Raw genomic sequence first — 21,432 nt, 5'->3', positions numbered from 1 at the left:
GGAAAGTTGTCGGGCCGACCTCGACAGACCGGGCCCCGCGCTGTCAGTCTCCCGCCATGCCTCTCGCCCACCGCGCCGCGCGTCTTGCCGTCTGCTCCGCCGTCGTTCTCCTCGCCGCCGCGGCCTGCGCCCCCGAGCCCGAGGAGAAGGCCGCCTCGAAGCCCGCCACGGCCGCCTCCTGCGCTCCCGGCAAGCTGGCCACCGTGGCCTCGGGGAAGCTCACCGTGGGTACCGACAAGCCCGCCTACGCGCCCTGGTTCCAGGACGACGACCCGGCCAACGGCAAGGGCTTCGAGTCGGCCGTCGCGTACGCCGTGGCGAAGCGGCTCGGCTACGGCCCGGACCGGGTGGCGTGGCAGACCGTGCCGTTCAACAGTTCCTTCGCCCCGGGTGCGAAGAAGTTCGACTTCGACATCAACCAGGTGTCGATCAGTGACGCCCGCAAGAAGGCCGTGGCGTTCTCGTCCGGCTACTACGACGTGCGTCAGGCCGTCGTCGCCCTGAAGTCGTCCGAGGCCGCGAAGGCCACGAGCGTCGCCGACCTCAAGGACGTGAAGCTGGGCGCCCAGGTGGGCACCACCAGCCTCGACTACATCGACGATCTCGTGCGGCCGGCCCAGAAGCCGGCCGTCTACCAGAAGAACGACTTCGCCAAGTCCGCCCTGAAGAACGGCCAGGTGGACGCCATCGTCGTCGACCTGCCCACCGCGTTCTACATCACCGGCGCCGAGGTGACGGACGCCGAGGTCGTGGGGCAGTTCGAGAACTCGGCGGGCACGCCCGAGCAGTTCGGCCTCGTCCTCGACAAGGAGAGCGCGCTGACGTCGTGCGTGACGGGCGCGGTGGACGCCCTCCGCAAGGACGGCACGCTCGCTTCCCTGGAGAAGAAGTGGCTGTCGGATGCCGTCGACGCCCCGGTGCTCAAGTGACCGTCGCGAAACAGCCGTCCGCCGCCGAGGACGCTTACGTACCCTCCGAGCGGCGCAGGGAGCGCGAGCGCTACAAGCGGAGCCGTGCGCGCCGCGCGACCGGCCTCGCGGCGCTCAGCACCCTGGTGACGGGCGCCGTCCTGTTCGTCGTCGTCGTCAACTCCCCCGGCTGGGCGCGCACCAAGGAGACCTTCTTCAGTGCGCACTACGCGCGCGTGGCGTTGCCGCAGGTCCTGGAGGGGCTCTGGCTCAACGTCCGGCTCCTGTTCGTGTGCGGGGCGTGCGTGCTCGTCCTCGGAATGCTGCTCGCTCTCGCGCGGACCCTGCGCGGGCCCGTGTTCTTCCCGCTGCGCGCCCTGGCCACGGCCTACACGGACTTCTTCCGTGGACTGCCGCTCATCATCTGCCTGTTGATGGTCATCTTCGGGGTGCCCGCGCTGCGCCTCCAGGGGGTGACCACCGACCCGGTCGTCCTGGGCGGAGCCGCCCTCGTCCTTACGTATGCGGCCTACGTGGCGGAGGTGTTCCGCGCGGGGATCGAGTCGGTCCACCCGTCGCAGCGGGCCGCCGCGCGCTCCCTCGGGCTGAACAGCCGCCAGACACTGCGCTACGTAGTGCTGCCTCAGGCGGTACGCCGTGTGGTGCCGCCTCTGCTGAACGACATGGTGTCGCTCCAGAAGGACACCGGTCTCGTGTCGATCGGCGGTGCGGTGGACGCCGTGTACGCGGCGCAGATCATCGCCGGGAAGGACTTCAACTACACGCCTTATGTAGTCGCGGGTCTTCTCTTCGTCGCCCTCACCATCCCCATGACCCGCTTCACCGACTGGGTGACGGCCCGGATGGACCGGCGCCGGGCACAAGGAGGTCTCGTATGACCGGGCCCGTGCTGCGGATGGAGTCCGTCCGCAAGACCTTCGGCGACACGGTGGTCCTGCGCGACGTCGGCCTGGAAGTCGCGCCGCACACGGTGACCGCGCTGATCGGCGCGTCCGGTTCGGGCAAGTCGACCCTGCTGCGCTGCGCCAACCTCCTGGAGGAGATCGACGACGGGGCGATCTGGCTGGACGGCGAGGAGATCACCGACCCGCGCACGGACGCGGACGCCGTGCGGCGGCGGATCGGCGTCGTCTTCCAGGCCTACAACCTGTTCCCGCACATGACCGTCCTGGAGAACATCACGCTCGCGCCGCGCCGGGTGCACGGCGTCGCGCGGGAGGAGGCCGAGGAGCGGGCCAGGGGGCTGCTGAAGCGCCTCGGGCTCGAAGCGAAGGCGCGGGAGTACCCGGACCGGCTCAGCGGCGGCCAGCAGCAGCGTGCGGCCATCGTGCGGGCTCTCGCCGTACGTCCCCGGCTGCTGCTCCTCGACGAGATCACCGCTGCCCTCGACCCGGAGCTGGTGGGAGAGGTCCTCGACGTCGTACGCGGCTTGAAGGAGGAGGGCATGACCATGGTGCTGGCCACGCACGAGATGAGCTTCGCCCGCGAGGTCGCCGACCAGGTGTGCTTCCTGGAGGGCGGGGTGGTGCTCGAACGCGGGGCCCCGGAAGCCGTGTTCGGGGATCCGCGGCAGGAACGTACGCGACAGTTCCTGCGACGGATCGTGGACGCCGGGCGCCTGTAGGTGGTGCGTTACGCCGCCGCGGTGCCCGGCGCCGCCAAGGACGCGACCCGCTCCACCCCGAACGCGTAGCCCTGTACACCGCACCCGGCGATCACGCCGTCGGCGCGCAGGGACATGTAGGAGTGGTGCCGGAACTCCTCGCGCTGGTGGATGTTGGAGATGTGGACCTCGACCACGGGCAGGCCGTCGCAGGTGTTGAGCGCGTCCAGGATCGCCACGGACGTGTGCGAGTAGGCGGCCGGGTTGATCACGATGCCGACGTGGTTCTCACGGGCTTCGTGGATCCAGTCGACCAGTTCGCCCTCGTGGTTGGACTGCCGGAAGTCCACCGTGGCGCCGTGGCCGGCGGCCGCCTTCACGCACAGGGCCTCGACGTCGGCGAGGGTGTCGCGCCCGTAGATCTCCGGCTGGCGCTTGCCGAGGAGGTTCAGGTTCGGGCCGTTCAGGACCAGGATCGGCGCGGTGGCGAGGGTGTGCGGCACAAGGACCTCCGTACGACGGGCGAATGCTCCTTGAGGGTCTATCACGGAGGCTTCGCGCGGCCGGGGCCCGTCTCGGCTGCCGGCGGCCGTCTCGCCCGCCCCGCGCCCGTCACGGCGTGACAGCGAGCTCTACGTATGCGGCGAGAATCACCAGATGCACGCCGCCCTGTAGGGGTGTGGCACGGCCGGGGACGACGGTCAGGGTGCTGACGACCAGGGTCAGCGCGAGCAGCACCATGTGCGTGGCGCCGAGCCCGAGGACGAGCGGTCCCGACAGCCAGAACGAGGCGATGGCGACCGCCGGCACCGTCAGACCGATGCTCGCCATCGCGGAGCCGAGCGCGAGGTTGAGGCTGGTCTGCACACGGTCGCGGCGGGCCGCGCGCAGCGCCGCGATGGTCTCCGGGAGCAGCACGAGCAGCGCGATGATCACGCCGACGACGGCCTGCGGCATGCCCGCGGCGTCCACGCCGTGCTCGATCGTCTTCGACACGCCCTTGGCGAGGCCGACGACGGCGATGAGCGCGAGAGCGAGCATTCCGAGGCTGATCAGGGCGGTGCGGGTGGTGGGCGAGTCCGCGTGGTCGTCGGCGTCGATGACGTCGCCGTGCTTGGTGATCGGCAGGAAGTAGTCGCGGTGGCGCACCGTCTGCGTGGCCACGAAGAGCCCGTACAGGACGAGCGCGGCGATGGCCGAGAAGAGCAGTTGGGAGGTGGAGAACTCCGGTCCTGGCTTGCTGGTCGTGAAGGTCGGCAGGACCAGGCAGAGGGTCGCGAGGGTGGCGACCGTGGCGAGGGCGCCGCCGGTGCCCTCGGACTGGAAGATCGCCACGCGGTGGCGGAACGCGGCCGAGAGCAGGCTGATGCCGACGATGCCGTTGCAGGTGATCATCACGGCGGCGAACACCGTGTCCCGGGCGAGCGTGGAGCTCTTGGCGCCGCCGTCGGCCATCAGGGTGACGATGAGCGCGACCTCGATGATCGTGACGGCGACGGCGAGCACCAGCGAACCGAAGGGTTCGCCGACGCGGTGGGCGATGACCTCCGCGTGGTGCACGGCCGCGAGGACGGATCCGGCGAGGACGACGGAGACGACGGCGACCAGTACGCCCGGCAGGTCGCGCCCCCACGTGCAGGCGAGCAGCACGACCGCCAGCACCGGGACGATAACGGTCCAGCGTGAGGCCAGTGCCCGGAGTCTGGTGATCATGTCTCCGATGGTGCCCGGGGCGGGGCGGGGCCGCGACCCAGGCACGGCAACGACCAGCGCCGGGCGACGCGCGCGGCGACCGGCCGCGCACGCCTCCCGGCGCTGGTGATTGCTACGCCTGACGGTGTCAGACGTCGATGCTGTCCTTGCGGGCCGCCTCGGCCGCTTCCCGCTCGGCCTGCTTCTTGGAGGCGATGAGGCTGGTGATCGTGGTGACGATCAGGACACCGCAGATCACGGCGAGCGAGACCGGGATGGAGATCTCCGGCACGTGCACGCCGTTCTCGTGCAGTGCGTGCAGGACCAGCTTCACGCCGATGAATCCGAGGATCACGGAGAGGCCGTAGCTGAGGTGGACCAGCTTCTTGAGCAGACCGCCGATGAGGAAGTACAGCTGGCGCAGGCCCATCAGCGCGAACGCGTTGGCCGTGAAGACGATGTACGGGTCCTGGGTCAGGCCGAAGATCGCGGGGATCGAGTCCATCGCGAACAGCACGTCGGTCATGCCGATGGCGAGCATGACGACGAGCAGCGGCGTCATGATCTTCTTGCCGTGCTCACGGACGAACAGCTTCGTGCCGTGGTACCGGTCGGCGACGCCGAACTTCTTCTCGATGGACTTCAGGAGGCGGTTCTCCTCGAAGTCCTCCTCCTCGTCGTCCGACATCGCTTCCTGGACGAGCTTCCAGGCGGTGTAGATGAGGAACGCGCCGAAGATGTAGAAGACCCACGAGAAGTTGGCGATGACGGCGGCGCCCGCCGCGATGAAGATCGCCCGCAGTACGAGAGCTATGAGCACACCGAACAGCAGCACGCGCTGCTGCAGATGGGTCGGCACCGAGAACTTCGCCATGATCAGGATGAAGACGAAGAGGTTGTCGACGCTGAGCGACTTCTCGGTGATGAAGCCCGCGAAGAACTCACCGCCGGCCTGGCCGCTGCCCCAGATGGTCACGCCGACGCCGAAGAGCGCGGCGAGCACGATCCAGACGACGGTCCAGATCCCGGCTTCCTTGATGGATACGTCGTGGGGCTTGCGCCCGATGAAGAAGTCGACCGCGATCAGGGCACCCAGACCAAGAATGGTCAGTACCCACAAGGTCATTGATACGTCCACTGCGCCTCCGGCGTCGTACGGCTACTGATCAGCGTCGTCGCTGCCGGAGGTCTCTTCCACCCGGGCGCCGCTGCGCCTCGGGCCGACGCCCCGGGATCGTCGGCCATCAGGCCGATCGTCCGTATTGACGGGAACGCCGCGTACGGGAGTACTCCCCTCCGCGTAAAGGAGCGTACTGGAAACACCCATGGAACGTAAAGGGTTAGGTAAAGACAGTTCCAAGTTCGCAGGTCAGAGGCGTTTCTCCCGGCGGGCTTTGGCCACTTCCGCTAGGACCTGGCGCAGGACCCCGCTGCCGTACGGGATCGCCGGCGGGTCGTACGTCCACGCATGTCCGACCCAGGGGTCGGCCAGATGGTCGTCGGGCAGCGGCGTCAGGCGCAGCAGCGCCCGCCACAGGGGGTCGAGGAGCGGCCCGTACTCGGCGGCGTCCTCCCGGTCGGCCACGAGCAGCAGATGCACTCCGACCTGCGGCCCCTCGTCCGCGAGATAGCGCAGCCGGGTCACCGCGCGGTCGTCGAAGCCGTGCGGGAAGTCATGCACGATCAACAGCTGCTCGGCGACGTCCAGATCGGCCGGCAGGGCGTCGGCCGCCCCGCTGCGCACCGCCATCTGGACGAGGTCGACCCGGTCGGTCAGCCGGGTGAGCGTCTCGGCGACACCCGCGGCGCCCCGGGCCACCGGCCCTGCGAGCACCCCGGCGTCGACGAGCGGGGCGAGCGCGCCCGACGCCGTGCCCGCCGGGTCGAGGACGTGCACGCTGAACTCGCCCGCCGGATAGGCCGCGAGCAGCCGCGCCGCGAGCTCGGTGGCGGTGTGCGCGGCGCGGGCTCTCAGCTCGTCGGCGTCCACGAGGGCGTCCGCGTCGGTGGTGCCCGCGTCGATCCACAGGCCGCGCTCCAGCGGCAGCCTCACCAGCATCGGGATGTGCAGCCCGGCGCTCTCGCTCTCGGGCAGCCGCAGATCGCCCAGGCGGACGGCCATGGGGATCTCCATGGGGCTGCGGTAGGCGTGCCAGCAGGGGTTGTCCCAGCCCGCGTACGCCGCAGGGAGCGCCGGTTCGACGACCTCGGACTCGGCGACCAGCTGGGCCACGTCCCGGTCGAGGGCCTCGCGCGCGCGGTCCACCAGGGCGGCGTGCTTGGCGGCCGCTGCGTCGCGTGCGGCATCCGCCTGGCCGCCGATGCGGCTGCGCGGGTCGGACAGCACGCGATCGAGCTCCTGCTCCATGCGGGAGTCGGCGAAGTCGACGGCGCTGCGGTAGGCGGCCGTCGTGCGGGCCAGGTCCTCGAACATGCCCCACACCTGGTTGTAGAGCCGCTCCTCCATGCTCCAGCCCGTCGCGTCGCCCGCTACGGGGGCGGCGGGCCGGCCCGGCTCGGCGGGTGGCGCCGTGACGGGCGGCGGGGGCGCCTGGCGGCCCGGATGGGTGTAGTCGATGGGCTCCGCCGGGCCGCCGGGCGCCTCCGGGCCGCTTGCCTGGGCGGTGGAGGGAGCGGCGGGGGCGGTGGGCGGCAGGGCGCCCGAGGCGTGTCCTGCCGTGGCCGCCGCGCGGACCTGGGCCTCGTCGGCCGGACGCGGCGGGGACGCCACCGTGCGGGCCAGGCCCTGGGCGACGGCGTCCTGGACGGCGCCCGCCAGCGCGCGGGCGTCGGGCAGACCCTGGTCGGCGAAGAGGGCCGCGAGCCCTTCGGCGTACCCCTGGCCGATGGCGCGGACCTTCCACGCGCCCTGTCTGCGGTACAGCTCCAGGGCGGTGACGGCCGACTCCGTGTCGAGGTCGGTGATGGTGTAGCTGGCCACTTCGGTGCCGTCGAGTCCGGTGACCGCGACGAACGGGGCGGCCACCGCGCCGAAGCGGGTCGGCCCGCCGGTCCCGGCCGGCAGGGCGAGCAGCACGGTCACCCGGTGCACGTCCGGCGGCATCGCGTCCAGGTCGACGGCGAGCCTGTGGTCGGCCGCGGCCTGGCGCGGGACTTCGAGGCCGGGCAGCGCGGGCGCGCCGGGGTGGGCGACGTGCTCGGGACCGCGGACGGTGCCCCGGTCGTCGGCGAGCGTGGCGCCCGCGACGACCGGGCGGCCGGCCGACACCCGGATCTCCAGACGGGTCTGGGCGAGGGGGTGGTTCTGCCCCCTCACCAGTTCGGCCGCCATCGTGCGCGCCGCTACAGACCGGGCAGGATCGCGGGCATGAGGTCCTGGAACGTCCGGCCGTTGGCCGCCGTGCCCAGGGCCGTCATCTTCCAGCCGCCCGCGTTGTCGCGGTGCACCTTCGCCATGATCTGCGCCGTGTACTGGCCGCCGCCGTCCAGCGTGTAGCGGGCGAGCTCCTGGCCGGTCGTCTCGTCGACCAGCCTGCAGAACGCGTTCTGCACTTCTTGGAAGGTCTGTCCGGTGAAGGAGTTCACCGTGAAGACGATCTGGTCGATGTGGACCGGGACACGCGACAGGTCGACGAGGATCGCCTCGTCGTCGCCGCCCTGGCCGACGCCGCCGACCAGATTGTCACCGGTGTGCCGCACCGAGCCGTCGTCGCTGACGAGGTGGCGGAAGAAGACCACGTCCACGGGCTGTTTGTCTGCGAAGAGGACCGCGGACGCGTCCAGGTCGATCTCGCGCGTACGGGTACCGAACAGGCCGCGCCGTGGGGCGGCCTGCCAGCCGAGGCCCATGCGCACGGCGGTGAGGGCGCCTCCGCCCTGCTTCTCCAGACTGATGGCCTGGCCCTTGGTCAGGCTGATGCCGGGCCCTTTTGAAAAACCGGCAGAACCGGCGGAATCGGCCGTCACGCGCTGTCCCCTCTCGAGCGTCCCCTGTTGCCGCGAATCGCGCGGTGGGGCAAACCCTATGGGGCGGCACTGACATCGCCGCCACCGCGGGCGGGGTTTTGTGTCGTTCTTGCAACACACCGCTCGGGCCCCGCCCGCCGTGGCAGGTCAGGCGATGCCCGCCTCCCGCATCTGCCGCAGCTCCTTCTTCATCTCGGAGACCTCGTCACGCAGCCGTGCGGCGATCTCGAACTGGAGGTTCGCGGCGGCCGTGCGCATCCGCTCAGTCAGCTCCTCGATCTCCGTGGAGAGCTCGGCCGCGGGACGGTCGGTGGGGGTGGTCTCCGCCGCCTTGCCGCGCTTCTTCTTGCCGGTGTCCGCCTTGCCGAGCGAGGGGACGGGAGCCTTGGCGCCCTTTCCGTCCTTGCCACCCTTGCGGTAGCCGGTACCGAGCAGTTCCTCCGTGTCGACGTCCTCACGCGCGATGGACGCCACGATGTCGTTGATCTTCTTGCGGAGCGGCTGCGGGTCGATGCCGTTCGCCTTGTTGTACGCGACCTGCTTCTCGCGGCGGCGATTCGTCTCGTCGATGGCCTTCTCCATCGCCGGGGTGATCTTGTCGGCGTACATGTGGACCTGGCCCGACACGTTACGAGCCGCACGGCCGATGGTCTGGATCAGGGACGTGCCGGAGCGCAGGAAGCCTTCCTTGTCCGCGTCGAGGATCGCCACCAGGGAGACCTCGGGCAGGTCGAGCCCCTCGCGCAGCAGGTTGATGCCGACCAGGACGTCGTACTCGCCGGCGCGCAGCTCGCGCAGGAGCTCGACGCGGCGCAGGGTGTCGACGTCGCTGTGCAGATAGCGCACCTGGATGCCGAGCTCCAGGAAGTAGTCCGTGAGGTCCTCGGCCATCTTCTTGGTGAGCGTGGTGACCAGGACCCGCTCGTCCTTCTCGGTGCGCGTACGGATCTCGTGCACCAGGTCGTCGATCTGGCCCTCGGTGGGCTTGACCACGACCTCCGGGTCGATGAGGCCGGTGGGGCGGATGATCTGCTCGACGTAGCCGTCACCGCGCGCCAGCTCGTAGTTCCCGGGCGTCGCCGACAGGTAGACGGTCTGGCCGACGCGCTCCTGGAACTCCTCCCACTTCAGCGGGCGGTTGTCGAGCGCGGACGGCAGCCGGAAACCGTGGTCGACGAGCGTGCGCTTACGGGAGGCGTCGCCCTCGTACATGGCACCGATCTGCGGCACGGTGACGTGCGACTCGTCGATGACCAGCAGGAAGTCTTCCGGGAAGTAGTCGAGCAGGGTGTTCGGCGGGGAGCCGGGCTCGCGGCCGTCGAAGTGCATCGAGTAGTTCTCCACGCCGGAGCACGAGCCGATCTGGCGGAGCATCTCGATGTCGTACGTGGTGCGCATGCGCAGCCGCTGCGCCTCCAGCATCTTGCCCTGCTTCTCCATGGTGGAGAGGGTCTCGGCGAGCTCCTTCTCGATGTCGTTCACCGCGCGCTCCAGGCGCTCGGGGCCCGCCACGTAGTGCGACGCGGGGAAGATGTACAGCAAGTCGTCGTCGCTGATGACCTCGCCGGTGAGCGGATGCAGCGTGGACAGCCGCTCGATCTCGTCGCCGAACATCTCGATGCGGACCGCGAGCTCTTCGTAGACGGGGAAGATCTCGATGGTGTCGCCGCGCACTCGGAAGGTGCCGCGCTGGAACGCCAGGTCGTTGCGCGTGTACTGGATGTCGACGAAGCGGCGCAGCAGCTCGTCCCGGTCGAACTCGGCGCCGACCTTCAGGGGGACCATGCGGTCGACGTACTCCTGCGGCGTGCCGAGGCCGTAGATGCAGGAGACGGAGGCGACCACCACAACGTCGCGGCGGGTCAGTAGCGAATTCGTCGCGGAGTGGCGCAGGCGCTCCACCTCCTCGTTCACCGAGGAGTCCTTCTCGATGTACGTGTCCGACTGCGGGACGTACGCCTCGGGCTGGTAGTAGTCGTAGTACGAGACGAAGTACTCGACCGCGTTGTTCGGCAGCAGCTCGCGGAACTCGTTCGCCAGCTGGGCGGCCAGCGTCTTGTTCGGTGCCATCACCAGGGTGGGGCGCTGGAGCTTCTCGATCATCCACGCCGTGGTGGCGGACTTGCCGGTGCCGGTCGCGCCGAGCAGGACGACATCCTTCTCGCCTGCGCGGACGCGCTTGTCCAGCTCGGCGATGGCCGCGGGCTGGTCACCGCTGGGCTGGTACGGACTGACAACCTCGAAGGGTGCCACCGTGCGTTCGATCTTGGATACGGGCCGCATGGATTCAACCGTACGACCCACCACTGACAACGGGGCTCGATCGGCCTCCGGACGGCCGCCGCGTCACCAGCCCTGAGGGGTGCGCGTCTGCCTCTCGGTGATGTGGCGCGGCCGCGGCACGCCCGCGCGTGAGCGGCCTTCCAGCTCCGCCGCCTCCTGGGCGTCGCGCCAGTCGGGGCGGCCCATGACCATCAGCGGGTCGAACATGACGACCACGCCGGCCAGGAGCAGGAAGCACAGGGGGCCGATCATCATGGGGGCGAGGATCCCGGCGGCGGAGTCCCCTCCGGGAGAACCGGTGGCGGCGCTGTGCGTCTGGACGCTGACGGCGGCCATCCCCATGTAGTGCATGCCGGAGACGGCGAGCCCCATGACCAGACTCGCGCCGAGGCTCCACAGGATGCCGCGGACCTGCACGGCGGCCCACAGTGCGGCGGTGGCGGCCACCATGGCGATCACCACGGAGGCGCCCACGAGGAAGGTGTTGTACTCGATCGTCCCGTGAAGCCGCATTCCGGCCATTCCCAGGTAGTGCATCGACGCGACCCCCAGGCCGGTGATGGTGCCCCCGGTGAACAGGGCGGGACCGGTCGCCCCCTTGTAGCCGACGATGAAGACGCCGACGCCGACCATGACGATGGCCACACCGAGGCTCGCGAAGGTGAGTGCCTTGTCGTAGTGGACCGGCACGCCCTCGACGCTGAAGCCCATCATCGCGATGAAGTGCATCGTCCAGATGCCCGAGCCGATCGCCGCGGAGCCGAGCGCGAGCCAGCCGCCGCGCCAGGTGTTGGCCACCAGGAGCGAGCGGGTGGTGCACCGGAGACCGAGAGCACCTCCGAGGCAGGCCATGAAGTACGCCACCAATGGCGTAACCAGCCCATAACTGAAGCCGTCGACCGTCCCTCGCATGCGCCGCAGCCCTTCCGCCTGTTTCCTGCCCGAGATGTCTTGCTCGTTCCCCTGTCAACGACCACTGGGGCGGCCGAGGTTGAAGCTGAGATTAAAGCGCACACGACAAGGTCCGACCGATTTTCCGGCAAAGAAACCCCGACGTTGAACGCGGGGTCGGCCGCGGTTGGACAACTCCGTTCAACCTATGACCATCCTTCGCCTGTGTTCTGTTGGCCATCGCCTGTCAGTGTCGTGCCGTCCGCGATCTCACGACGCACGAGGAGCAGATCTTGTACGTACGCGCAGCAGCCGCACTCGCCTCGGTGACCGGCTCCGTCGTCATCGGTGTCCTGGTCCTGCCCACCGCCGCACAGGCCGCCTCATGGCACGACAGACCTGTGGTCGTCGCCCACCGCGGCGCCTCCGCCTACGCCCCGGAGAACACCCTGGAGGCCGTCGACGAGGCCGACGACCTGGGCACCACCTGGGTCGAGAACGACGTGCAGCGCACCAAGGACGGCGCGCTCGTCATCATCCACGACACGACCCTGAACCGGACCACGAACGTCGAGGAGCTCTTCCCCGACCGCGCCCCGTGGAACGTGCGGGACTTCACGGCCGCGGAGATCGCCAAGCTGGACGCCGGCAGCTGGAAGGGCGCCGAATTCGCAGGTGAGCGGGTTCCGACCCTGCACCAGTACCTGAAGCGGGTCGACCGCAACCACCAGAAGCTGCTCATGGAGATCAAGTCGCCCGAGCTGTACCCGGGCATCGAGGACCAGATCCTGAGCCAGCTCCGCAAGGACGGCTGGCTGCGGTACGAGCACGTCAAGCACCGGCTGGTCGTGCAGAGCTTCAGCGCGGACAGCATGCGGACCATGCACGAACGGCGACCGCAGATCAAGACCGGGTTTTTGGGCACCCCCGCCGTCGCCGATCTGCCCGCATACGCGAAGTTCGTCGACCAGATCAACCCCAGCCACACGACGGTCTCCGCCGACTACGTGAGCGCGGTCCATGCCCTCAAGGGCCCGCACCGCAAGCAGCTCGAGGTCTACACCTGGACGGTCAACGACGCGGTGACCGCCCAGCGGGTCGCCGGGTTCGGCGTCGACGGCATCATCACCAACAACCCGGACGTGGTGAGCGAGGCCGTCGACGACTGACCGTTCGTCGGGGCGTTGTCAGTGCCCGGCTCTACCGTGGTCGCCATGGACGTCACCGGGCAGAACGAGAGCGCACCCGAGGCACCGGCCGGGCCGGTCGCGCCGCGGCGCGTCGTGTGGGCCGTCGTGGCCAGTGACATCGGGCCGCTGCTGCTCGCCTCGACGGACGAGGGGCTGGTGAGCGTGGTCTTCCACGCCACCGACGCGGTGCGGGACGAGATGCTCGGCCGGCTCGGTACCCGGTTCGGGACCGAGCCGGCCGAGGCGCCGGACGCGCCGCTGCTCGCCGAGGCGAGACGCCAGCTCGCGGAGTACTTCACCGGGCGGCGGCGCGGCTTCGAGCTGCCGCTCGACTGGTCGCTGATCACCGGGTTCAACCGGGAGGTGCTGCGCGAGCTCGCCGCCGGGGTGCCGTACGGGGCGGTCGTGGGGTACGGGGAGCTGGCCGCCCGCGTCGGCCAGCCCCGGGCCGCGCAGGCCGTGGGCGCGGCGATGGGGGCGAACCCGCTGCCGGTCGTGGTGCCGTGCCATCGGGTGGTGGAGCGCGACGGAGGGATCGGGGGGTTCGGAGGCGGTCTCGAGACCAAGCGGAAGCTGCTCGCGCTGGAAGGGGTGTTGCCCGAGCCGTTGTTCTGAGAAGGTCCCGGAGTTGGGGGTTCCGCGCAGGTCCCGGGGTTGCGGGTTCCGCGAGGGTCCTGGGGCGGGGCGCGCCTGACCGGGCGCATGGTTGAGGTGGGGGTCGTTCGTTGGGTGCAGGTGGGGGTCTGTTCGGTCGCCTCAAGGGCGCGTCCTCGGACGCCGTAGGGGGCTCGCAGAGCGACGCGGACGCGGGGCCGGAGGGTCTGCAGCGGCGTACGCAGCGGGTGCTCGTCGCCTCGCAGATACTCGGCGGGCTCGGAACCGCCACCGGGATCGCGCTGGCCGCCGTGCTCGCCAAGAAGGTCAGCGGGGACGAGGCGCTCTCCGGGCTCGCGTCCACGGCGAGCGTCGCCGGGACCGCGATCCTCTCGATGCCGCTCGCCGCGCTCATGAACGCGCGGGGGCGACGGGCCGGACTCGTCCTCGCCTATCTGGTCGGCGCGCTCGGTGCCGCCCTGACCGTGATCGCCGCCGACGCGGGGAACTTTCCGCTGCTGCTCGCCGGGCTCGCCGGTTTCGGCGCCGCGTCGTCCGCCAATCTGCAGGCCCGGTACGCGGCAGCCGACCTGGCCGCTCCCGACCGGCGGGCCCGCTCCATCTCGACCGTCGTGTGGGCCACCACCATCGGGGCGGTCCTGGGGCCGAACATAGCCGCACCGGCGGGCCGCAGCGTCGCCGGGCTCGGCATACCCGAGGAGTCGGGCCCCTTCGTCTGGGCGGCCGGGGTGTTCCTGATCGCCGCGGCCGTCGTGCACCTGCTGCTGCGCCCCGATCCGCTGCTGACCGCGCGGGCGCTGGCCCCCGCGGAGGAGCAGACGCGCGAGGCCCGCTCGTTGCGCGCGGGGTTCGCCGCCGTGTCCGCGTCGCCGCGCGCCCGGCTCGCGCTGGTGACGGTCGCCGTGTCGCACACCGCGATGGTGTCGGTCATGTCGATGACACCGGTGGACCTCGAACACCACGGCGCCGGTATCGAGTTGATCGGGCTCGTCATCAGCGGGCACATCGCCGGGATGTACGCGTTCTCGCCGGTGATGGGGCGGCTCGCGGACCGGTTCGGGCGGCTGACGGTGATCGGGCTCGGGGTGGGGCTGCTCGCCTGCGCGACGCTGCTCGCCGGGACCGCGGGCGGCAGCCACGCGCAGAGCGCCGCGGGCCTGTTCGTACTGGGGCTCGGCTGGTCGGCGGGGCTCGTCGCGGGCTCCGCGCTGCTCACCGACTCCGTGCCCGGGGCGGCGCGGGCCGCCGCGCAGGGTCTGTCCGATCTGACGACGAGCCTGTCGGCGGGCATCGGCGGCGCCGCGGCGGGCCTGGTGGTGGCGACGGCGAGCTACGCGTGGCTGAACCTGGCGGCGACGTGCCTGCTGCTGCCACTCGGCGCGTTCGCCCTGTTCACGCGAAGAACCCGGCCCGCGTAGGCACAGGACCCGGCGGCCGGCGGCCGGATCCGACCGACGGAGGCAGCGACGTAGGCAGCGGGCCCGACCGGCATGCCACGAGCGGGAGTTCAGTCCAGCCTCAGGTGGTAGGCCCTGCGCAGCGCCTCGTGGACCGTCCACGTCGTGCGATCGCCCGCGCGGAGCACGGCAGCCGTGCCGGGGGCGAGTTCCAGGACGGCGCCGCCCTCGACCCCCACGGTGGCCCGGCCGCCGACGACCACGAACAGTTCGTCGGCCTCGGTGTCGGTGACGACTCCCGGCGTGATCTGCCGGATGCCGCGCCCCGTTCCTTCTTCAACGACTCCCCCGCCGGGTCTCCTCAGAGTGCCGTTTCGGTAGCAGACTCCGCCGTGCGCACAGCCGGAACATCCGCCGTACGACGAGTCACGGAGCCGAAGGGACGGCGAACAGGGATGAGCGGGAACAGGGCAGTCGCGTATCTGAAACCGGGTGCGGTCGAGGTCAGGACCATCGACCACCCGACGCTCGAACTGCAGGACGGCCCGGGGGTGGCACCGGCGAACGTCGGCCGGACGTGCCGGCACGGCGTCATCCTCAAGGTCCTTGCCACCAACATCTGCGGCAGCGACCAGCACATGGTGCGCGGCCGCACCACCGCGCCCGAGGGCCTGGTCCTCGGCCACGAGATCACCGGCGAGATCGTCGAGAAGGGGCCCGACGTCGAGTTCCTGGACATCGGGGACATCGTCTCGGTGCCGTTCAACATCGCGTGCGGGCGCTGCCGCAACTGCAAGGAGCGCAAGACCGGCATCTGCCTGAACGTCAACCCGGCACGTCCCGGAGCGGCTTATGGCTATGTCGACATGGGCGGCTGGGTCGGCGGGCAGGCCGAGTTCGTCATGGTTCCGTACGCGGACTTCAACGCGCTGCGGTTCCCCGACCCGGAGCAGGCGCTCGAGAAGCTGCTCGATCTGACGATGCTGTCGGACATCTTCCCGACCGGCTTCCACGGCGCGCTGAGCGCCGGCACGCAGGTCGGTTCGACGGTGTACGTCGCCGGGGCCGGGCCCGTCGGGCTGGCGGCGGCCGCTTCCGCGCAGCTCCTCGGCGCGGCCGTGGTGATCGTCGGTGACCTGAACTCCGAGCGGCTCGCGCAGGCCCGCAGCTTCGGCTGCGAGACGGTCGATCTGACCCGCGGCACGGTCGAGGACCAGGTCGCCGAGATCCTCGGTGTGCCCGAGGTGGACGCGGCCGTGGACGCGGTCGGGTTCGAGGCGCGGGCGCACGGCCCGGACTCCGCCGAGGCACCCGCGACCGTCCTCAACTCGCTGATGGGCCTCACGACGGCCGGCGGCGCCCTCGGCATCCCCGGCCTGTACGTCACCGACGACCCGGGCGGCGTCGACCAGGACGCGCGCACCGGGACGCTCAAGGTGCGGCTCGGGCTCGGCTGGGCGAAGAGCCACCGGCTCACGACCGGGCAGTGCCCCGTCATGCGGTACCACCGGGGTCTGATGATGGCGATCCTGCACGAGCGCGTCCACATCGCCAAGGCCGTCAACGCGACGGTGATCGGCCTCGACGACGCGCCGCGCGGCTACGCCGAGTTCGACCAGGGGGCGAGCAGGAAGTACGTCCTCGATCCGCACGGCGCGCTGGGCGGGGCGCGGCCTGTGTGAGCGGGAAGGGGCCCGGGCGCAGGTCCGGGCCCCTACGCCTTCCTTTCCCACGCCGAGATCCCCGGCGCCGACTTCCCAGCATCCTTGTATCCCGATACCACCGGTTGGTCCCGTTCGGTGCCCGCGCGCGGGCGGTCCGGCTGTCGGTGGTGGCTGGCAGACTGGCCGATCAAGTCGCCCTCGAGGCAGGGCGGCGGCCGGATACAGCCACGTACGAGTACGGGAACGGACGCAAGGAGCCGAGCATGTCGATGGCGGGCAACCTGCGAAAGGTCGGTGGCCTGCGCGGGGTGGGCGGACTGCGGAAGGTCGCGCGGCTGGCGCGGCGCCGGCCCCGGGTCGATCTGAGCCACCCGTCGCGCTCCCCGCTGGGCACGGCGGTGGTGAACTGCGTGACGTACCGCGACGGGGTGCGCGAGCGCGGCGGCCGCGATCTCGTCGAGGCGGTGCGTGCGGTACGCAAAGCGGACGACGGGTTCGTCTGGCTCGGTCTGCACGAGCCCTCCGAGCTGGAGTTCGCGGACATCGCCGAGCTGTTCGACCTGCATCCGCTGGCCGTCGAGGACGCGGTCCACGCGCACCAGCGGCCGAAGGTCGAGCGGTACGGGCAGACGCTGTTCGCGGTGCTCAAGACAGTCTGCTACGTCGAGCACACGGAGCTCACCGCGACCAGCGAGGTCGTCGACACCGGCGAGATCATGGTGTTCGTCGGCCGGGACTTCGTGATCACCGTGCGGCACGGCCGGCACGGCTCGCTCGGGCCCGTGCGGGAGGGTCTGGAGGCGGCTCCGGAGCAGTTGGCCAAGGGGCCGGCCGCGGTGCTGCACGCGATCGCGGACGGCGTGGTGGACGACTATCTGACGGTGATCGACGCGGTCCAGGCGGACATCGACGCGGTCGAGGCCGAGGTGTTCGCGCCGGACGGGTCCCGGACCGACCCGGGCCGCATCTACCAGCTCAAGCGTGAACTCCTGGAGCTGAAGCGGGCGGTGGCCCCGCTGGCCCGCCCGGTGCAGGAGCTCGCCGGGCGCCCGTTCCCCGTCGTGCCGCCCGAGATACAGGCGTACTTCCGTGACGTGTCGGACCATCTGCTGCGGGCGGCCGAGCAGATAGCGGCCTTCGACGAACTGCTGAACTCGATCCTGCAGGCCCACCTCGCACAGGTGACGGTCGCGCAGAACGAGGACATGCGCAAGATCACGGCATGGGCCGCGATCGTCGCCGTACCGACGATGGGCTGCGGGATCTACGGCATGAACTTCGACCACATGCCGGAGCTGCACTGGCGGTTCGGCTACCCGCTCATGCTGTCCGTCATCGCCGTGATCTGTGTCGGCGTCTACCGCGGATTCAAGCGCAACGGCTGGCTGTGAGCCGCCCGGAGGCCGCCGCAGCTCACCCCTGCGACCAGGCAGGATGCCGCGGATCGTCGGCGCGGACGACGATGTCGGCCCGCTCGCCCGGGCCGGTCTCGCTCTCGTAGCGGGCGAAGGCCGGCAGCGTCCACCGGTCCGCTTCGGGCGTACGGCGCCGCAGCGCGCCCGGGGTCAGGCTCACATGGACCGTCAGGTCGAACGGGAACCAGTGGTTCAGCAGAAAGGGCCCGTGCAGCAACAGGGCGCCGCCGGGAGGGAGTTGGACGTAAGGGCTGCGGGTGGCGCGGTCCGTGACGGGGTCCCACAGGTCGGGCAGGACGCGGCCCGTGCCGTCCGGTTCGAGGGGGCCGAACACCTCGCGCCACAGCGCTCCCGTGTCGAACCAGCCGCTGTAGTACGACTCCTCGTCCTCGTGCCCGAACTCGTAGCGCAGCGAGGCCGGGCGCAGGAAGCCCTCCGTGCCGACGGGCAGACAGGTGCGCCCGCGGACGCGCAGGGCTTCGGCCACGCGGGCGGCGAGGTCGCCGGGGCGGGCGGCCGGGGCGCCGTCGAAGGCGACCTTCGGCCAGGGGCTGCCGTCGGACGGTTTCAGGTCGAGCAGGCGCTCGGCGAGGGCGTCGCCGAGCCGGTCCCAGGTGATCGCTTCGAGTCGCACACCGTCCATGATGCCGGGCGGTGGCGCGGTCGCCCGGGCGGGCATGACACCTCTATGAGCAGCGCGATGCCGCCGTCCGCGGCTCCCCAGCCGTCCACGTCCCCCGCAATTCCCCCGTCCTCCGCACCTACGCCGTCTCCCGCACCTCCCCCGACCGCCGTCCCGGTGCGCGGACCGGTCGTCTTCCGGTCGGTCAAGCGCAGGCGGTGCGGTGCCTGCCGCGTGGGGCCGCTCACCCTGCTGGTCCTGGCCGACGGGGAGCCGCGCTGTCTGGACTGCGTCGACCTCGGGCATCTGGTGTATCTGCCGCGCGGCGACACCGCGTTGACCCTGCGGTCCCGTCAGGAGAGTGCGCTGTCGGCGGTCGTGGTCCGGTTCCACCGGCGGCGCGGGCGGTACGAGCGGCAGGGCGTGCTGGTCGAGGAGGCGGCCCTCGCGCGGGCCGAGGCGCGCTGTCTCGCGGACGCCGAGGCGCGGGCCCGGCGCCGGGAGCGGGACGCGGCGCGGCGGGCGGCGCAGGACGTGCGGTTCGTCGCGACGTTCGCGGCGGAGATCCTCCGGCTGTTCCCGGGGTGTCCCACGGAGCGGGCGGCGGCCGTAGCCGGGCACGCGGGGGCGCGGGGCAGCGGGCGGGTGGGGCGCAGTGCGGCGGGGCGGGCGCTGACGGAGGGCGCGGTCACCGCTGCGGTGCGGGCGGCGGTGCGGCACCTCGACACGCCCTACGACCGGTGGCTGATGGAGGGGGTGGGCTGGAGAGAGGCGCGGGCGCGGGTGGCGGGGACGGTCGAGGCCGTCCTGGACGCCTGGCGGACGGACACCCGCCAGGAGCAAGGCATACGGCAGGAACGAGGCACCCGCCAGGAGCGAGGCACTCCGTAGCAGCGCGGCATGAGAAAGCGCTGCCATCGCCGGAGTTCTGCGGGATGATCCCCGCACGGACCGCACGGACCGCACGGACCGCACGGACCGCGGAGGTTCTGGGGGGATGGAAATGATCGAGGGACCCTATTTCGTGCTCGTCGTGTTCGGCGCGCTGTGGTGCGGGCTGACCGCGGGCGTGTTCGTCGCGTTCTCCACGTTCGTGATGCGCGGCCTCGGAGCGCTGCCCGCGGAGCGCGGGATCGCCGCGATAAACGCCATCAATGCCGCGGCGCTGAACCCGGCCTTCCTGGTCGTCTTTCTCGGCGCCGCCCTGCTGTGCGCGGTGATCGCCGTCGTCACGTTCGTGCTCTGGCCCGACGAGGGCACCGTGGAGCTGCTGCTCGGCTGCGTCCTGTACCTCGCGGGCTCGTTCGGGGTGACGATCATCGCGAACATCCCGCGCAACGAAGCCCTCGCCAAGCTGGCCGGTGCCGAGGAAGCGGAGAGCAGCGGCGCGTACTGGCGTACGTATCTGCGCGAGTGGGGGATGTGGAACCACATCCGGGGCGGCGCCGCCCTCGCCGCGTCGGCGTCGTTCGTGCTGGCCCTCACCTAGGAGACCGGGGACACCGGCCGCCCGCACGCTGAACGCGCACCACGCCACCCACCGGACGTATCGTGACAAATAGGTTCACGATGTAGGAGTACGCGCAGACCCGTAGAACCACGGCGTAGGAGCACAGCGTAGGGAGACGGCCATGGCCGACCCCAAGGGCTTTCTCACCACGCCCCGGCAGGAGGCGCCCCGCCGCCCCGTCGAGGAGCGGATCCGCGACTGGGACGAGGTGTACGTCCCCGGCGGTCTGCTGCCGATCGTCGAGGCGCAGGCCGACCGGTGCATGGACTGCGGGATCCCGTTCTGCCACGAGGCGTGTCCGCTGGGGAACCTGATCCCCGAGTGGAACGAGCTGGTGACGCGGGACGACTGGCGGGCCGCGAGCGAGCGGCTGCACGCCACGAACAACTTCCCCGAGTTCACCGGCCGGCTCTGTCCCGCCCCGTGCGAGGCGGGCTGCGTCCTCGCGATCAACCAGCCCGCGGTCACCATCAAGAACGTCGAGGTCGCCATCGCCGACCGGGCCTGGCAGGACGGGCTCGTGGCCCCGCGGCCGCCGGACCGGCTGAGCGGGTGGACGGTCGCCGTCGTCGGGTCGGGGCCCGCCGGACTCGCCGCGGCGCAGCAGCTGGCCCGGGCCGGGCACACCGTGGCGGTGTACGAGCGGGACGACCGGCCGGGCGGCCTGCTGCGCTACGGGATCCCCGCGTTCAAGATGGAGAAGCGGCAACTGGAGCGCAGGGTCGACCAGTTGGCGGACGAGGGCGTGCGCTTTCGTACGTCGGTGGAGGTCGGGTGGGACATCACCGCCGCCGAGCTGCGGACGCGGTACGACGCCGTGGTGCTCGCCCAGGGGGCGACCGCGTGGCGCGACCTGGACGTGCCGGGGCGGGAGCTGACCGGCATCCATCAGGCGATGGAGTATCTGCCGCCGGCCAACCGCGTGTGCGACGGCGACCTCGACGTGTCCCCGCTGAGCGCGGCGGGCCGGCACGTCGTCATCGTCGGTGGCGGCGACACCGGGGCCGACTGTCTGGGCACGGCGGTACGTGAAGGCGCACTGTCCGTCACGCAGTTGGACATCTACGGCAGACCCGGCGACATACGCGACGAGGAGGCCGAGCCCTGGCCGACGTACCCGAAGCTGTACCGGCTCTCCGCCGCGCACGAGGAGGCGGGCGAGCTGAGGACGGCGCCGGCCGCCGACGCGGACGCGCGGCTCTTCGCGGCGTCGACGCTGCGGTTCACCGGGGACGCCCTGGGGCGCGTACGGGAACTGCATGTGGTGGAGGTGGACGCGGCGCGGCAGCCGCGCCCGGGCTCGGACCGGGCGCTCCCGGCCGATCTGGTGCTGCTGGCGCTCGGCTTCACGGGACCCGAGCGCCCGGCCGGCGGACTCGTCGACCAGCTGGGGCTCGAGGTCACGGCGCGGGGCGGCCTCGCCCGGAACGAGGCCTTCGGCACCGGGGTGCCGGGGGTGTTCGTCGCCGGGGACGCCGGGCGGGGGCAGTCGCTCGTGGTGTGGGCGATCGCGGAGGGGCGGGCAGCCGCCGCGGCCGTGGACCGGTGGCTGACGGGGACGACGCGGCTTCCGGCGCCGATCGGGGCGCACGACCGGCCGATGACCGCGTGACCACGCCGCGGCACCTTCAGACCGCGTGACCGCGCCGCTGCCCCTTCAGAACACGACCGTGCGGCTGGAGCACGGCTGTGCG

The 21,432-nt window shown here is 71.2% G+C and carries 19 protein-coding genes and 1 pseudogene; 11 read left to right on the top strand and 9 right to left on the bottom strand.

The window, feature by feature from the left end:
- The first annotated feature begins 56 nt into the window (after positions 1-56).
- The 3 genes from ABD366_RS01105 to ABD366_RS01095 are packed head-to-tail and all read left to right on the top strand — an operon-like array spanning position 57 to position 2,553.
- On the top strand, positions 57-929 hold the full coding sequence (locus ABD366_RS01105) for an ABC transporter substrate-binding protein (RefSeq protein WP_324766264.1): 873 nt from the start codon (positions 57-59) through the stop codon (positions 927-929).
- A complete protein-coding gene (locus ABD366_RS01100) occupies positions 926-1,807 on the top strand; it encodes an amino acid ABC transporter permease (RefSeq protein WP_324766265.1) in 882 nt (293 codons plus the stop codon). Before ABD366_RS01105 ends, ABD366_RS01100 begins: the two co-directional genes overlap by 4 nt.
- Positions 1,804-2,553, top strand: a complete 750-nt coding sequence (locus ABD366_RS01095) for an amino acid ABC transporter ATP-binding protein (RefSeq protein ID WP_324766266.1) — start codon at positions 1,804-1,806, stop codon at positions 2,551-2,553. Before ABD366_RS01100 ends, ABD366_RS01095 begins: the two co-directional genes overlap by 4 nt.
- A gap of 8 nt (positions 2,554-2,561) precedes the next feature.
- On the opposite strand, the gene aroQ is transcribed toward ABD366_RS01095, so the two are convergent.
- The 7 genes from aroQ to ABD366_RS01060 all read right to left on the bottom strand — a co-directional run bounded on the left by aroQ (position 2,562) and on the right by ABD366_RS01060 (position 11,346).
- Entirely contained in the window at positions 2,562-3,035 is a 474-nt protein-coding gene (gene aroQ / locus ABD366_RS01090) for a type II 3-dehydroquinate dehydratase (RefSeq protein ID WP_324766267.1), read from the bottom strand.
- A gap of 109 nt (positions 3,036-3,144) precedes the next feature.
- Positions 3,145-4,245: a calcium:cation antiporter gene (locus ABD366_RS01085; protein ID WP_324766268.1), complete on the bottom strand. Its 1,101-nt coding sequence runs from the start codon at positions 4,243-4,245 to the stop codon at positions 3,145-3,147.
- A gap of 127 nt (positions 4,246-4,372) precedes the next feature.
- Positions 4,373-5,350: a TerC family protein gene (locus ABD366_RS01080; RefSeq protein WP_324766269.1), complete on the bottom strand. Its 978-nt coding sequence runs from the start codon at positions 5,348-5,350 to the stop codon at positions 4,373-4,375.
- A 243-nt stretch (positions 5,351-5,593) separates the two neighbouring features.
- Complete coding sequence (locus ABD366_RS01075; protein WP_344440872.1) at positions 5,594-7,516, bottom strand: TerD family protein; 1,923 nt, start codon at positions 7,514-7,516, stop codon at positions 5,594-5,596.
- Positions 7,517-7,527: 11 nt separating this feature from the next.
- Entirely contained in the window at positions 7,528-8,103 is a 576-nt protein-coding gene (locus ABD366_RS01070; RefSeq protein WP_324769022.1) for a TerD family protein, read from the bottom strand.
- A gap of 195 nt (positions 8,104-8,298) precedes the next feature.
- Positions 8,299-10,434, bottom strand: coding sequence for an excinuclease ABC subunit UvrB (gene uvrB / locus ABD366_RS01065; RefSeq protein WP_324769016.1), 2,136 nt, complete (start codon positions 10,432-10,434; stop codon positions 8,299-8,301).
- 63 nt (positions 10,435-10,497) lie between these two features.
- Entirely contained in the window at positions 10,498-11,346 is an 849-nt protein-coding gene (locus tag ABD366_RS01060) for an MHYT domain-containing protein (protein WP_324769015.1), read from the bottom strand.
- Positions 11,347-11,618: 272 nt separating this feature from the next.
- On the opposite strand from ABD366_RS01060, the gene ABD366_RS01055 reads away from it, so the two are divergent.
- The 3 genes from ABD366_RS01055 (at position 11,619) to ABD366_RS01045 (ending at position 14,548) form a co-directional block, all read left to right on the top strand.
- Entirely contained in the window at positions 11,619-12,494 is an 876-nt protein-coding gene (locus ABD366_RS01055; RefSeq protein ID WP_324769014.1) for a glycerophosphodiester phosphodiesterase, read from the top strand.
- Between the two features lie 45 nt (positions 12,495-12,539).
- Positions 12,540-13,130, top strand: coding sequence for a methylated-DNA--[protein]-cysteine S-methyltransferase (locus tag ABD366_RS01050; RefSeq protein ID WP_324769013.1), 591 nt, complete (start codon positions 12,540-12,542; stop codon positions 13,128-13,130).
- Positions 13,131-13,336: 206 nt separating this feature from the next.
- Positions 13,337-14,548 (top strand): MFS transporter, encoded by a 1,212-nt coding sequence (locus ABD366_RS01045; protein WP_324769021.1) that lies wholly within the window; start codon positions 13,337-13,339, stop codon positions 14,546-14,548.
- Between the two features lie 89 nt (positions 14,549-14,637).
- Here the strand turns inward: ABD366_RS01045 and ABD366_RS01040 are convergent.
- Positions 14,638-14,850, bottom strand: a pseudogene (locus ABD366_RS01040) (cupin domain-containing protein); the annotation flags it as partial.
- A 132-nt stretch (positions 14,851-14,982) separates the two neighbouring features.
- Here ABD366_RS01040 and fdhA point away from each other — a divergent pair.
- Both fdhA and ABD366_RS01030 read left to right on the top strand, forming a co-directional pair.
- On the top strand, positions 14,983-16,209 hold the full coding sequence (gene fdhA / locus ABD366_RS01035) for a formaldehyde dehydrogenase, glutathione-independent (protein ID WP_324769012.1): 1,227 nt from the start codon (positions 14,983-14,985) through the stop codon (positions 16,207-16,209).
- A gap of 245 nt (positions 16,210-16,454) precedes the next feature.
- Positions 16,455-17,582, top strand: coding sequence for a magnesium and cobalt transport protein CorA (locus tag ABD366_RS01030; protein ID WP_324769020.1), 1,128 nt, complete (start codon positions 16,455-16,457; stop codon positions 17,580-17,582).
- Positions 17,583-17,604: 22 nt separating this feature from the next.
- Here ABD366_RS01030 and ABD366_RS01025 read toward each other — a convergent pair whose 3' ends face one another.
- Complete coding sequence (locus ABD366_RS01025) at positions 17,605-18,249, bottom strand: nucleoside/nucleotide kinase family protein (RefSeq protein WP_324769019.1); 645 nt, start codon at positions 18,247-18,249, stop codon at positions 17,605-17,607.
- Between the two features lie 57 nt (positions 18,250-18,306).
- Between ABD366_RS01025 and ABD366_RS01020 the strand changes: the two genes are divergently transcribed.
- The 3 genes from ABD366_RS01020 (at position 18,307) to ABD366_RS01010 (ending at position 21,350) form a co-directional block, all read left to right on the top strand.
- Positions 18,307-19,119 carry a DUF2293 domain-containing protein gene (locus tag ABD366_RS01020; protein WP_425576940.1) on the top strand — a complete coding sequence of 271 codons (813 nt, stop codon included), beginning with the start codon at positions 18,307-18,309 and terminating at the stop codon, positions 19,117-19,119.
- A gap of 112 nt (positions 19,120-19,231) precedes the next feature.
- A complete protein-coding gene (locus ABD366_RS01015; RefSeq protein ID WP_324768990.1) occupies positions 19,232-19,717 on the top strand; it encodes an anthrone oxygenase family protein in 486 nt (161 codons plus the stop codon).
- A 142-nt stretch (positions 19,718-19,859) separates the two neighbouring features.
- On the top strand, positions 19,860-21,350 hold the full coding sequence (locus ABD366_RS01010) for a glutamate synthase subunit beta (protein ID WP_324768988.1): 1,491 nt from the start codon (positions 19,860-19,862) through the stop codon (positions 21,348-21,350).
- Positions 21,351-21,432: the final 82 nt, after the last annotated feature.

Origin of the sequence: Streptomyces kunmingensis (assembly GCF_039533535.1) — a bacterium.
Lineage (GTDB): Bacteria > Actinomycetota > Actinomycetes > Streptomycetales > Streptomycetaceae > Streptomyces > Streptomyces kunmingensis.
Note: the sequence above shows the minus strand (reverse complement) of the source record. Positions and strands in the feature narration are given on the sequence as shown.